This window comes from Nitratireductor aquibiodomus NL21 = JCM 21793, from assembly GCF_000615975.1.
In the GTDB taxonomy this organism is placed as follows: Bacteria; Pseudomonadota; Alphaproteobacteria; order Rhizobiales; family Rhizobiaceae; genus Nitratireductor; species Nitratireductor aquibiodomus.
The window spans coordinates 36,622-49,148 of sequence record NZ_BAMP01000002.1 but is presented as its reverse complement, the minus strand read 5'-3'; the positions used below and the strand labels follow the sequence as shown (position 1 = coordinate 49,148).

Sequence of the window (12,527 nt, the reverse complement as noted above, 5' to 3'; positions counted from 1 at the left end):
AAACATACGGTGAAAAAGCAGACAGACGAAGGAAACAGCAGCACAGTCGCTCTAAGAAACGGTCTCGGGTTGGTCCAGCTCCTGTCAGACGAAGGGCCGATGACCTCCGATGAACTGGCTTTACGGTTTTCGTTGAGACACGACACCACCGCCAGGCTTTTGAAAACCCTAGAGCTCCATGGTTTCGTCGAGCCATCCAGATTTGCGGAGCGCTACCAGCCGGGCCGCACGGCCGGCGCGCTCTCAAAGAAATTCTTGAGTGAAACCCCTGTCGCCGGAATTGCGCGTTCTGTTCTTCAGGCGCTGGCGGACCGGCACAACGCCACATCGACCCTTGCTGTGGACGATGCCGGAGAAGCTCTATTTCTCGTCGTCTGCAACGGGTTGAATCGCGAAAGCTCCCCCTGCTGTCACGTTGGCTCGGCCTATCCGCTCGCGCAGACCGCGGCGGGTCACGCCCTTCTGTTCACCAGCCAGACCAGCATGGACAGATCCGTATCCGAGCTATCCCCGCGTCCCGTCGAGACCGAGGCGCTTCACGAAAGCTTCTGCTTCTTTCGGGCGTCGGGCTGCTTTCGATTGCTGCTTCCAGACAAGAATCTGCTCCTGCTGGCCGCTCCACTGCACCTCAACAATGCCGTTCTGGCACTGGAACTTGTTCTTCCCGCCAACACCCAGGCTGCGCGTGATCCGGCAGGTCCAATGAAGGATCTGCTTGCAGCCGTGGAACTCATTCAGCGCAAATGCGCGGCAATGGGTGTGCGATATCTGGAAGACTCCTGACCGACCACCAAGCCGGGCGGCATCAGTGCCTCCGTGGCGTCACTGCACCGGCAGCGAGTTTTCGCGGCTTGAAGTAACGAGCGCGGAAAGCTGCACGAGTTCACCACCGAGTTCCTTCAGACGCGGCAGGGGCAGCTGCCCTTTTGGGACACCGCAGCCAAGTGACATTGCAGCGGCTTGATCGGAGGGCTTGAACGGCACGGCTACACCGTGAACGTCAGGATGCCAGCCCCCGAGGGACAGCGTAAATCCACTGCCTGCAATCTCGACCAGCCCGCGCTCGATCTGCGGCGAAAGCACATTCCACTCCGCTGCATGGTGACACTCCAGGTCCACCAGGCAGCTTTCGCGCCGGGCGGGTTCCAGAGCAGCCAGCAGGGCATGTCCGATCGGAGTGCCGGCCAGAGGGACTCTCGAACCAGCCTCAAGCCGAAGGGTCACGAGCGTGGTACTGCTATGGCAGACTTCCAGATGCAGAGCCTCGGCGCCATCCAGAACGGCAAGCGCCGCGTGCACACCAAAACGGTCAGCGATCCTCTGAAGATGAGGGCGTATGACCTCAATTACCTGCGTCTCGCTTCTGGCACCATAGCCAAGCCGAACAACCCCGGGCGCCAGCCGGAAGCGCCGGCGACTGCCGCTATAGTGCAGAAACCCCATCTGGGTCAGCGATTTCGTCAGTCGCGCAACGGTCGCCGCGGGCAGATCGGTGCGGCCGGCAATGTCTGAATTGCTAAGCCAGACAGGAGCGTCGGCAAACACGGAAAGAAGATGCAGCCCCCTCGACAGCGCCGGGGAAACGGAAGCCGCTTTTCGATCTTCTGCGCGCAATGCCTTTACAACCACAATTCCCGCCCTTCATTCCACCCGTCGAAAAACGGGGATGAAGAGTAGCAAAAACCCTGCTCGAACGGCAACGCCCAACCGATCTACGCAGTTTCCGGCAGGATTCGGGGTGCGATGAACTTGTCCACAACGGCGGACCACCCGGTTCCGCAAACTGGACCTTCAACCCCGCGCTGCAACACCGTATGAGATGCTGACATTCGAGCGAAAAGGTCTCACAAGGGGGCATCCGTGACCAAGATCGAGAAGTTTCCTCTTGAGGCAATTCTGACCGGCAACATCGCGCCCCTGGGAGAGCGAAACGTCCCCAGTGGCATCGCCAAGAGTGCCGTAGATGGTCCGCTATGGCTGGGCGCAAACGGCTTCGCCGGCGACCATCAGGCCGATACCAGGGTCCACGGCGGCCCGGAAAAGGCTGTCCATCACTACCCGCGCGACCACTACGCCGACTGGAAGCGTGAAATCGGCGACCATCCTTTGCTGGCATCTCCGGGAGCCTTCGGTGAAAACTTGTCCACCCACGGGCTGAACGAGGAAACCGTCGCCCTTGGCGACATTTTCCGGCTGGGCGAAGCCGTCGTCGAAGTATCGCAGGGCCGCCAGCCCTGCTGGAAACTCAACAGCCGCTTCGACGTCGACACGATGGCCTACCAGGTCCAGAAAACCGGCCGCACCGGCTGGTATTACCGTGTCCTCCAGGAAGGTATGGTGTCATCCGATGACAAGCTTGAGCGCATCAAGCGGCCATTGCCGGAATGGCCGCTGAAGCGCCTGTGGCAGATCCTTTATGTCAAAACCCTCGACCGCGGGGAACTGGAAGAAATGGCTGCACTTCCGAAACTGCCGGATGGATGGCGGCGCTACGCACAAAGACGCCTCGCCTCCGGCAGGGTCGAAGACTGGAGCAGCCGCCTGGAAGGCGAGAAAAAGGATTGAGAAACCCCGCCACTCTGCTCTGCGGGCACACGCGCACAATGCGTCTTCAGTTATACTGGATAGCCGGTTCGGGAAAAATGAATGGTGCCGCTTGTCAGACTCGAACTGACGACCTCCGCATTACGAATGCGATGCTCTACCAACTGAGCTAAAGCGGCCCTTTTTCGCGCTCCGCCGGACCCGTTTTCGACAGGGCCGCGAAGCACTTCACCGTGCACATACCCGCCCCGGCAGGCTTTCGCAACCAAATTGTCGAGCAACACTGCCAATCGTACCGGAATACCGATCCTCAGCCCCAGGGCGCTCGGCGAGCGGCTGCCTGATAGCCTCATTTGCCTGTGAGATCAAGCATTCCGCGCGAAATTCACGTCTTGTCCGGCTCAGAAGGAGAGCCCGGCGCCGGGATAACATTTCATCTATAAATAGAAAATTATTGAACACAAATAATCTATCATTCAAAATCATTGAAGGAGGAAAAGGCATGTATAAATCAGCAATCATTCTCGCCGCATTCATTTCAACAGGCGTCCCGGCAAGCACGGCGTCAGAAATGATCTTTCACTGCCGCGCGCTCAATACAAGCTTTGAGATTCAGGCCAATTCGCCATGGAGGGCCTACTCTGAAGCCTATGCCATTCTCGTCGGGAAGGGGTGGCCAAATCACCCGCAGACCCTGCGCGCAATAAGCTGCCGGCTTCATCGCGCTTGAATTGTCACAGGGCATGGACACAATGGCTGCATACGCTAAGTTGGCAGCCGACCAGCGCATCTAGGGTCAGGACCCTAGCCACCGAAAATTCCAGTAGGCAGGTATCCCATGACAGACGTGACGATGACGGTGAACGGAAAGACGGTTTCTGGCACCGTCGAAGGCAGGACCCTGCTCGTGCAGTTTCTGCGCGACAGTCTGGGGCTGACCGGGACCCATGTGGGATGCGAGACGTCGCAATGCGGTGCCTGCACGATCCATATGGACGGTCAGTCGGTTAAATCCTGTTCGATGCTCGCCGTGCAGGCCGATGGCGCATCGATCACCACCATTGAGGGGCTATCCGATGGCGGTGAACTGCACCCCGTCCAGGCCGCCTTCAGGGAGCACCACGGCCTCCAGTGCGGCTTCTGCACACCCGGCATGATCATGGCTGCGACAGACATGATTCGACGTCACCCGGAAGGGCTCGACGAAAACACCGTGCGCGAGGAACTTGAAGGCAATATCTGCCGCTGCACCGGCTATCACAACATCGTCAAGGCGATCATGGCTGCATCCGAAGCGGTAAACACTGCCTCCAGCAGAGCCGCCTGAGCCGGAGAGATCGATCATGTATGACGTCACTTATCATCGCGCCGGTTCTGTACAGGAAGCACTCGACCTGCTCGAATCAGCAGACGACGGAAAGTTCCTGGCCGGCGGGCAAACGCTGATTCCCGCCATGAAGACCCGGCTTGCCGCTCCGTCCGACCTCGTGGATCTGCGCCATATCGCCGAATTGCAGACAATCTCTGTTGCCGGCAAAACAGTCACCATCGGTGCCGGCACCACCCACGCGAAGGTCGCGGCAAACAGCGAGATCGGAAGCGTATGCCCCGCTCTCTCGCATCTCGCCGCCTTGATCGGCGATCCGCAGGTCCGCCATATGGGCACGATTGGCGGTTCACTCGCAAACAATGATCCGGCAGCCGACTATCCTGCGGCGATGCTGGCTCTGGCTGCAACCATCGTCACCAGCAAACGCGAGATCGCTGCCCGGGATTTCTTCATCGGCCTGTTCGAAACGGCGCTGGACGAGGACGAGCTGATCACCGCCATTCGCTTTGAAGCGCCGGAGAAGGCTGGGTACGGCAAGTTTCCCAACCCCGCCTCGCGCTACGCCATGACCGGCGTCTTCGTCGTGCAGGATGGCGAAACCGTTCGCGCCGCCGTCACCGGCGCTGGCGATGATGGTGTGTTTCTGTGCTCCGAACTTGAAAGCGCGCTGAGCGCGGATTTCAGTGCGGCGGCGCTCGACGGCATCACCGTGCCCGCCGATAGTCTGATGACGGATATCCACGCAAGCGCCGACTACCGTGCGAGCCTCATCGTCGCCATGGCCAGGCGCGCCGTCACCATGGCAATCGGCTGAAGTCGTTTGCCAGCTACTTCGCAAGCGCCTGCTTGAGCCGCTCGACCTCCGCATCGGACCACCCGTCCGGGTCGGTAACGGCCATCCAGGCATCGATGTAGTGTTCCGGCGCATAGAGGTGGCCGTATCCGAGCGGTGCGGTCGTCGCCAGCGCCATGTCGAGCGCCAGTTGCAGGAAGGTCACGATCGGATACCAGCGCAGTTCCGGCGAGACATCCGGCCCGCGTTCACCCACCAGCCATGCCGGTCGCCGGTACCAGGCAAGCGGATCGAAAAACACCACCGGATCGCTGGCATACTGCAGATAGACGATCCGCAGCGGCCCCCACTGGGCACCCGAAATGTCGAGTGCATTCCTCTGGCTGGTAAAGCGCACCACCGAGCCGTCGCCATAGCGCGGTAGCCAGGCTGGCGTTCCGGGATTACGCTCAGCTGTAAACCGGCTCCAGAGCCGGCTGTTGAAGGGAGGGCCAGCCCAAAGCGCACCCTGGAACGGATCGCCCAGAATGTTCAGAAGATCGGTCGACTGCTCTGAGCTGAGCGTCCCGAGACTGAGCCCATAGAGATAGAGTTCCGGCCGCGCCTCCACCGGCAGCGTTGTCCAGTGGCCGTAGACCTCGCGGAAGAGCTCATGCGCTGCCTCCGCGCCATAGCTCGGCTCGATCAGCAATGACAGCCAGCTGGTCAGATAGGAGTATTGCTGCGCGACCATCACCGTGTCGCCGCCATGCAGATATTCCAGCGTCACGCTGGCCTCCGGATCCACCCACCCCGTTCCGGTGGGGGCCACAACGACCATCACCTTCCTGTCGAACGCACCGATACGCTTGAGTTCCTCAAGTGCCAGTCTGGCCCGCGCGTCGGCGGTGTCGGCGGATCGCAGCCCCACATAGACCCGCATTGGCTCCTTCGCTGCACGCCCGGTGAACGCCGCGATCTCCTCGCTGCCCGGTCCTTCCGCGACGAAACTGCGCCCCGTGCGCCCAAGTGTCTCCCACGAAATGAGCGACCCGGCGCTTCCAGTTTTCAGGGCGCCGCTCGGCCGTTCGATACCGTCTTCAAACAGCGCATCCAGTTCCGCATAGGCTGAATCTGCAACCCGCAGTGCATAGCGCAGCAGAACACGATCCACCAGCGAGGCCACGATCAGCCCCACCAGCACAACGCCAAGCACGTAAGCGACCCGACGCGGCACGAAGTTCTTGAGCCGGTCGGAAACCAGCACGTAGAGGCGTTTCAGGCCCCGGCCGAGTGCGACGAGCAGAAGAAACAGAATGAGTGCAATACCGCCAACCTTGCTGGGATGGGCCGTATCCACCGGCTCGAGCTCCATCAGCGCGCGGATGGAGTTCTGCCATTCGGCTGCCTTCCAGAGGAAAAAGACCGCCACGGCCGCACATGCGGCCGCCATGCCGAGCTTGCCGTAATATCGCGGCCCGTGCGGAGGCTCCGGCAATTCCAGGTAGCGCCACAGCCACACAAGCAGCACGCCGAGCCCATAGCCAACGGCAAGCGAGACGCCCGAGAGCACGCCCTGAACGAAAAAAGCGCGCGGCAAGAGCGACGGTGTCAGCGAGGCGGCGAAGAACAGTGTTCCCAGGCACAGACCGACAACGGAAAACGTCTGCCAGAGGCGTGCCTCGTCCCTTGTCGCTGTCTCGGTCATCTCAACCTCGCCCTCGCTGCCATCTGCCCCGTGCCATTGTCACCGGGCAGAGTGGTATGTCAGCTTGAGAAGGGCAAGGTTGTTGAAGTCTCCTTGCGGCATTGTCCACGAATCGGAAAATGCCGCTTCCGCATCAATCCAGCGCGTCGACGAGACGGCCAGCACCCTGGCGGAACGGATCGGCCGTCGGCAGGCCCATACGGGCCTCGATCTCTTCGAGGCAGGCTTTCGCCTCCGCATCGTTGAGCGCCGCGGTATTTACGGAGACACCAACCACCCTGACGTCCGGATTGACCACACGGGCCGTCTCCAGCGCCAGGTCGCGCAGCGCCTCCAGCGTGGGCAGCTGATAGTGCGGCAGGCCCCGCATATGCGTCCGGGTCGGCTCATGGCAAAGCACCAGCGCATCGGCCTGCCCGCCGTGGATCAGCGCATCGTGACACCGGAGAAGGATGGATGGAAAAGGCTGCCCTGCCCCTCGATCAGATCCCAGTGGTCTGCATCGTTGTCGGGGGTGATGTGCTCAATGGAACCAGCCATGAAATCGGCCACGACGGCATCGAGCGGAACGCCCGAGCCGGTGATGAGAATACCCGTCTGGCCGGTCGCGCGGAACGTGGCCTTCATGCCGCGCTCGCGCATTTCCCGTTCCATGGCAAGCGCGGTGTACATCTTGCCGACGGAGCAGTCTGTTCCGACCGCCAGACAGCGTTTGCCGGTCCGCCTTTTGCCATCGGCGATGGGGTATTCTTCCTGGGGTACACGAACATCGAAAAGCTGCGTGCCCGCATTTTCTGCGGCTGCCACCAGGGCAGGCTGAGCGGTCAGGCGGTTGTGCAGACCGGAGGCGATATCCATGCCGGCCTCGGCTGCTTCCACAAGCGTCGCCACCCAGCTTTGCGCGATCACGCCGCCACGGTTCGCAGCGCCCACGACGAGGGTTTGTGCGCCAGCTTCCTTCGCCTCGGCGATGGTCATGTCCTTGAGGCCGAGATCAGCCTTGCAGCCATCAAGGCGCAGCTGGCCCACACAGAACTCCGGTCGCCAGTCCTTGATCCCTTGGGCAACCTTTGCAGTCAGGGCGTCAGGGGCATCACCAAGAAACAGGAGATAGGGCGTCTTAAGCATGAGCGGGCGCTCCCTTAGAATTGTTTTACCGGCTCATCAATGATCCAGGCACCCCTTGTCAAGCTGCGGTGGTCCAGACAGGGTGTTCTGGATCAACACTTGGGCGGTGGCTGAGCCAGCGTTCGCCGACCAGATCCTAAAAAATGGTTCCCGGTAGCCATGTGGAAATCGACGGAAGCAGCCAGATCACGCCCATCCCGACGATCTGCAGAATGATGAATGGAATGACGCCCCGATAAATCTGTCCCGTCGTTATTTCCTTTGGCGCTGCCGCCCGCAGGTAGAACAGCGAGAACCCGAAAGGCGGCGTCAGGAACGATGTCTGCAGGTTGATCGCGATCAGGATCGAGAGCCAGAGCGGATCGTGTCCCATCAGGATTAGAATGGGCGCGACCAGCGGAAGCACGATCACTGAGATTTCCACGAAATCGAGGAAAAAACCCAGAACGAAGATCATAGCCATCACGAATATCAGCGCGCCCTGCGGGCCACCCGGCATCGAATGAAGAATCTCCTCCACCCGCGCATCGCCGCCCAGCCCGCGAAACACGAGCGAGAAAACGCTAGCTGTCAAAATGGTGGCGAAGATCATCGCCGTCACGGTCATGGTATTGGTGACGATCGGCGTCAGTATGCCGCGATGACGCGCCTTGCCGATGGAAATGAAGATGGCGACAACGCCAAGCGCCAGAAGCCCGGTCGTCAAGGCGGCAATCAGCCATTCGAAGAGCCCGGCATCGCTGCGCTGTAGCCGCACCGGGAAAAGGCCGGCCAGAACCGCGACGGCGCCCAGCGCCGCCGCTCCCAGAACGATCAGACGCCCGTTTCCTTCGCTGCGAACGCCGGCGAGAAGCAATGCACCAATGGCCCCCACGCTCGCCGCCTCGCTCGGCGTTGCAATGCCTCCGAGAATGGAGCCCAGCACCGCGACGATCAGCAGAACCGGCGGCAGCACCGCGCGTTGCACCTCCTGCCAACTCGGCCGGTCGCCCGCTTCCACCAGTGCCGGCGCGGTTTCCGGTTTCAGCGCCGCGCGCGTCATCAGATAGGCGATGTAGACCGCCACCAGCGTCAGGCCCGGCAGAAGCGCGGCCGCAAACACCTGGCCGACCGAGATCGTCTCGATGGTGAACTTGCCCTGTTCATACTGCGCCTGCTGATAGGCGGTCGACATCACGTCCGAAAGGATGATGAGCAGGGTCGAGGGTGGGATGATCTGCCCCAGCGTACCGGAGGTGCACACCACGCCGGAAGCAAGCTTCGGATCGTAGCCGTTGCGCACCATGGTCGGCAGCGCGATCAGCCCCATCGCCACCACGGTCGCGCCCACAATGCCGGTCGAGGCCGCCAGAAGCGCGCCCACCAGCACGACGGAAACCCCAAGGCCACCACGCAAGCCGCCGAAAAGCCGCCCCATGGTTTCAAGCAGTTCTTCCGCGATGCGGCTTTTTTCCAGCACCACGCCCATGAAGACGAAAAGCGGAATGGCGATCAGCACATCATTGGTCAGCGTTCCGAAAACCCGCTGCCCCAGCGCGCCCAGAAGCCCCACATCGAACTGGCCGGTCATCCAGCCGAGAAAGGCGAAGAGCGCCGCCGTGCCCGCCAGCATGAAGGAGACGGGATAGCCGATCAGGATTGCGACGATAAGCGCCGCAAACATCAGAATATCGAGCGGTAGGGTCATGCGGCGGCGTTTTCTTCACGAAGGCGCGCAAGATCGCGCAGGATGCAGGCAAACCCCTGAATGATGAGCAGCCCGCAAAAGGCCGGGATCAGCGACTTGAGCAGGAAGGAGGCGGGAATGCCACCCACGGAGATAGCCCCTTCCATGATCGCCCAGGAATTGCGCACGGAAGGCCAGGAAAACCACGCGATCATGAACATGGACGGCAGGAGAAAGCACAGCGCCCCAAAAACATCGATGCGCGCCCTGCCGCGCGGGCCGCACAGCCCGTAGAAAATGTCCACGCGCACATGCCCGTCCACCAGCAGCGTATAGCCGCCCGCCAGCATGAACAATGTGGCATGCAGATAAAGCACGGTCTCGTTCATGAAGATGAAGCTGATGCCATAGACATAGCGCAGCACCACCGTGCCGAACTGCACCAGCACCATGGCGAGCGCCAGCCAGCGCACCGCCGCCCCCACGGACCGGTTGATCCGGTCGAGTTTGTCCGCAAGCTCAAGCATGCCGGGCATTCCCCAAAATGAAAAAGGCCGGACGCATGCGCCCGGCCCGGTCGTTCTGTCAGCCGCCGTACTTGTAGTCCAGTGCGCGGGCATTCATTTACCCGTTATCCGCATAAACCATGTATTCGGCGATGCCCGCACGATATTCGAGGAAGCTCTCGACAATGCGCTTGACCAGCTCGTCATCGTCTTCGCGCAACTCCGCGATCACTTCGCCAGCGGCGTTGCCCATGGCGACGATCACGTCTTCGGGCAGCTTTTTCACCTGCACGCCCTGCTCGGCCACAAGCTGTTTCAGCGCCGCCGCGTGCTTGGTCGTGTATTCCGTCCAGACCGGATTGTAGAGCGATTCACACGCATAGGCGACGGCCTGTTGCAGGTCTTCCGGCAGCGCGTCATAAGCCGCCTTGTTCACCGCGCACTCCTCTGCCGAGGAAGGCTCGCCGACACCTGGCCAGTAGTAGTTCTTGGCAACCTGATAGAAGCCCAGCGCCGAATCCGTCCACGGACCGATGAACTCGCCGGCGTCGATCGTGCCGGACTGCAGGCCCTGGAACATGTCGCCGCCGCCCATGGCCTGAACAGCCATGCCGAGCTTCGCGCACATTTCAGAGGCAAGACCCGTGGTACGGAACCGCAGCCCCTTCAGATCGTCGGCAGAGTTGATCTCATTGCGGAACCAGCCCTGCCACTGCGGCCCGGAATTGCCGCAAAGGAAAGGTTTTAGCCCGAAACGGCCATACATCTCGTCGTAAAGCGCCTGTCCGCCGCCATGCACGAGCCAACCAAGCTGTTCGTCGGCACGCAGGCCGAAAGGCTGCGAACCGAACAGAAGAATGCCGCGCGACTTGGAGCCCCAATAGGAGGGAACCGCGTGATAAAGCTCCGCCGTGCCCTCCGACACCGCATCGAACACGCCATTGCCCGGCACAAGCTCGCCGGCGGCATAGAGCTTCACTTCCAGCCGGCCACCGGACAGAGCCGTGATTCGGTCGGCCAGCATCTGCGCCGCCACGCCCGGTCCGGGCAGGTTCTTCGGCCAGGCCGTGACCATTTTCCAGGTGATCTTGTCCTGTGCGATGGCCGGAGCCGCTAAGCCCGTCGCCACACCGGCAACACCTGCCGTTTTCAGAAATTGACGCCTTTTCATGGAAAACCCCTCTGAATTGTTGAGCTATTAATTTCCAAGAATTCCCGGCAGCCGCAAGCCCTTTTCCTGCGCCCAGTCGCGCGCGATGTCATAGCCCGCATCGGCGTGACGCATCACGCCGGTCGCCGGATCGTTCCACAGCACGCGCTCAAGGCGCCGCGCCGCGTCTTCCGTGCCATCGGCACAGATTACCATGCCCGAATGCTGCGAGAAGCCCATGCCCACGCCGCCGCCATGATGCAGCGAAACCCAGGTCGCCCCCGAAGCGCAATTCAAAAGCGCGTTAAGCAGCGGCCAGTCGGAAACCGCATCCGAACCATCCTTCATGGCCTCCGTCTCGCGATTAGGCGAAGCCACCGAGCCCGAATCCAGATGATCCCGTCCGATCACAACCGGCGCTTTCAGTTCACCCTTCGCGACCATCTCGTTGAAGGCGAGGCCAAGCCGGTGCCGGTCGCCGAGACCGACCCAGCAGATACGCGCCGGCAGACCCTGAAACGCGATGCGGTCGCGCGCCATGTCGAGCCAGCGATGCAGATGCTCATTGTCGGGCAAAAGCTCCTTCACCTTCTCGTCCGTGCGGTAAATATCCTCCGGATCGCCCGAAAGCGCCGCCCAGCGGAAAGGCCCCACACCGCGGCAGAACAGCGGGCGGATATAGGCCGGAACGAAACCGGGGAAGGCAAAGGCGTTCTCAAGCCCCTCTTCCAGCGCCACCTGGCGAATGTTGTTGCCATAGTCGAGCGTCGGAATGCCCGCATTCCAGAAGGCGACCATCGCCTCCGCATGCTCACGCATCGAGGCGCGCGCCGCTTTCTCCACCGCCTTCGGATCGCTCTCACGCTTCTCGCGCCACTCGGCCACGGTCCAGCCCTTGGGCAGATAGCCGTTCACCGGATCGTGCGCAGAAGTCTGGTCCGTCACCATGTCCGGCTTCACGCCGCGCCGCACAAGTTCCGGCACGATCTCCGCCGCATTGCCCACAAGGCCGACGGACTTCGCCTCGCCCGCCTTGGTCCAGCGGTCGATCATCTCCAGCGCCTCGTCCAGCGTGGTCGCCTTCTCGTCCACATAGCGGGTGCGGATGCGGAAATCGATGCGGGTCTCGTCGCACTCGATGGCGAGACAGCACGCGCCCGCCATCACCGCTGCCAGCGGCTGCGCGCCGCCCATGCCGCCAAGCCCCGCAGTCAGGATCCACTTGCCTTTGAGATCGCCGCCATAATGCTGCCGGCCAGCCTCCACGAAGGTCTCGTAGGTGCCCTGCACGATGCCCTGCGAGCCGATATAGATCCACGAGCCGGCCGTCATCTGGCCGTACATCATCAGACCCTTCTTATCGAGTTCGTTGAAGTGGTCCCAATTGGCCCAGTGCGGCACCAGATTGGAATTGGCGATCAGAACGCGCGGCGCATCCTTGTGGGTGCGGAACACGCCCACCGGCTTGCCCGACTGAACGAGCAGCGTCTCGTCTTCCTCAAGTGTCTTCAGCGTCGCGGCAATGCGGTCGAAATCGTCCCACGTCCGCGCGGCCCGGCCGATGCCGCCATAGACGACCAGCTCGTTCGGGTTTTCCGCAACGTCCGGATCGAGATTGTTCATCAGCATCCTGAGCGGCGCTTCGGTCATCCAGCCCTTGGCGTTGAGTTCGCTCCCGCGCGGCGCCCTCACCTCGCGAATGTTGTGACGCGGATTGGTCATG

10 protein-coding genes, 1 tRNA gene and 1 pseudogene are annotated in these 12,527 nt (G+C 61.6%); 4 read left to right on the top strand and 8 right to left on the bottom strand.

The genetic code is table 11. From position 1 onward, the window contains the following. The first annotated feature begins 99 nt into the window (after nucleotides 1-99). On the top strand, nucleotides 100-783 hold the full coding sequence (locus JCM21793_RS00915; RefSeq protein WP_036539263.1) for an IclR family transcriptional regulator: 684 nt from the start codon (nucleotides 100-102) through the stop codon (nucleotides 781-783). A 39-nt stretch (nucleotides 784-822) separates the two neighbouring features. Here JCM21793_RS00915 and JCM21793_RS00910 read toward each other — a convergent pair whose 3' ends face one another. After that, nucleotides 823-1,629, bottom strand: a complete 807-nt coding sequence (locus JCM21793_RS00910; RefSeq protein WP_036539261.1) for an IclR family transcriptional regulator — start codon at nucleotides 1,627-1,629, stop codon at nucleotides 823-825. 231 nt (nucleotides 1,630-1,860) lie between these two features. On the opposite strand from JCM21793_RS00910, the gene JCM21793_RS00905 reads away from it, so the two are divergent. Next, nucleotides 1,861-2,565, top strand: a complete 705-nt coding sequence (locus JCM21793_RS00905; RefSeq protein WP_025029163.1) for an MOSC domain-containing protein — start codon at nucleotides 1,861-1,863, stop codon at nucleotides 2,563-2,565. Nucleotides 2,566-2,647: 82 nt separating this feature from the next. Here the strand turns inward: JCM21793_RS00905 and JCM21793_RS00900 are convergent. Beyond that, nucleotides 2,648-2,723, bottom strand: a tRNA-Thr gene (locus tag JCM21793_RS00900). A 659-nt stretch (nucleotides 2,724-3,382) separates the two neighbouring features. Between JCM21793_RS00900 and JCM21793_RS00890 the strand changes: the two genes are divergently transcribed. Beyond that, nucleotides 3,383-3,871: a (2Fe-2S)-binding protein gene (locus tag JCM21793_RS00890; protein WP_025029162.1), complete on the top strand. Its 489-nt coding sequence runs from the start codon at nucleotides 3,383-3,385 to the stop codon at nucleotides 3,869-3,871. Between the two features lie 16 nt (nucleotides 3,872-3,887). Then, nucleotides 3,888-4,688 (top strand): FAD binding domain-containing protein, encoded by an 801-nt coding sequence (locus tag JCM21793_RS00885; RefSeq protein ID WP_025029161.1) that lies wholly within the window; start codon nucleotides 3,888-3,890, stop codon nucleotides 4,686-4,688. A gap of 13 nt (nucleotides 4,689-4,701) precedes the next feature. Here JCM21793_RS00885 and JCM21793_RS00880 read toward each other — a convergent pair whose 3' ends face one another. The 6 genes and pseudogenes from JCM21793_RS00880 to hutU all read right to left on the bottom strand — a co-directional run bounded on the left by JCM21793_RS00880 (nucleotide 4,702) and on the right by hutU (nucleotide 12,526). Then, the gene (locus JCM21793_RS00880; RefSeq protein WP_007007054.1) at nucleotides 4,702-6,354 is read right to left on the bottom strand and encodes an alpha/beta hydrolase; all 1,653 of its coding nucleotides are present in this window, start codon (nucleotides 6,352-6,354) and stop codon (nucleotides 4,702-4,704) included. Between the two features lie 133 nt (nucleotides 6,355-6,487). After that, nucleotides 6,488-7,482, bottom strand: a pseudogene (dgcN, locus tag JCM21793_RS23410) (N-acetyltransferase DgcN). A gap of 136 nt (nucleotides 7,483-7,618) precedes the next feature. Beyond that, nucleotides 7,619-9,169: a TRAP transporter large permease gene (locus JCM21793_RS00870; protein ID WP_025029160.1), complete on the bottom strand. Its 1,551-nt coding sequence runs from the start codon at nucleotides 9,167-9,169 to the stop codon at nucleotides 7,619-7,621. Then, the gene (locus JCM21793_RS00865; RefSeq protein WP_025029159.1) at nucleotides 9,166-9,675 is read right to left on the bottom strand and encodes a TRAP transporter small permease subunit; all 510 of its coding nucleotides are present in this window, start codon (nucleotides 9,673-9,675) and stop codon (nucleotides 9,166-9,168) included. The genes JCM21793_RS00870 and JCM21793_RS00865 overlap by 4 nt, the downstream gene beginning before the upstream one ends. 97 nt (nucleotides 9,676-9,772) lie before the next feature. Beyond that, a complete protein-coding gene (locus tag JCM21793_RS23405; RefSeq protein ID WP_036539258.1) occupies nucleotides 9,773-10,825 on the bottom strand; it encodes a TRAP transporter substrate-binding protein in 1,053 nt (350 codons plus the stop codon). 27 nt (nucleotides 10,826-10,852) lie between these two features. Further along, the gene (hutU, locus tag JCM21793_RS00855) at nucleotides 10,853-12,526 is read right to left on the bottom strand and encodes a urocanate hydratase (protein WP_025029158.1); all 1,674 of its coding nucleotides are present in this window, start codon (nucleotides 12,524-12,526) and stop codon (nucleotides 10,853-10,855) included. Nucleotide 12,527 lies beyond the last annotated feature (1 nt).

Bases quoted from the DNA above. Each gene is read 5' to 3' on its own strand.
- JCM21793_RS00865 (WP_025029159.1), bottom strand. From the start codon at position 9,675: ATGCTTGAGCTTGCGGACAAACTCGACCGGATCAACCGGTCCGTGGGG.
- JCM21793_RS00880 (WP_007007054.1), bottom strand. From the start codon at position 6,354: ATGACCGAGACAGCGACAAGGGACGAGGCACGCCTCTGGCAGACGTTT.
- JCM21793_RS00890 (WP_025029162.1), top strand. From the start codon at position 3,383: ATGACAGACGTGACGATGACGGTGAACGGAAAGACGGTTTCTGGCACC.
- JCM21793_RS00915 (WP_036539263.1), top strand. From the start codon at position 100: ATGACCTCCGATGAACTGGCTTTACGGTTTTCGTTGAGACACGACACC.
- JCM21793_RS23405 (WP_036539258.1), bottom strand. From the start codon at position 10,825: ATGAAAAGGCGTCAATTTCTGAAAACGGCAGGTGTTGCCGGTGTGGCG.
- JCM21793_RS00885 (WP_025029161.1), top strand. From the start codon at position 3,888: ATGTATGACGTCACTTATCATCGCGCCGGTTCTGTACAGGAAGCACTC.
- hutU (WP_025029158.1), bottom strand. From the start codon at position 12,526: ATGACCAATCCGCGTCACAACATTCGCGAGGTGAGGGCGCCGCGCGGG.
- JCM21793_RS00870 (WP_025029160.1), bottom strand. From the start codon at position 9,169: ATGACCCTACCGCTCGATATTCTGATGTTTGCGGCGCTTATCGTCGCA.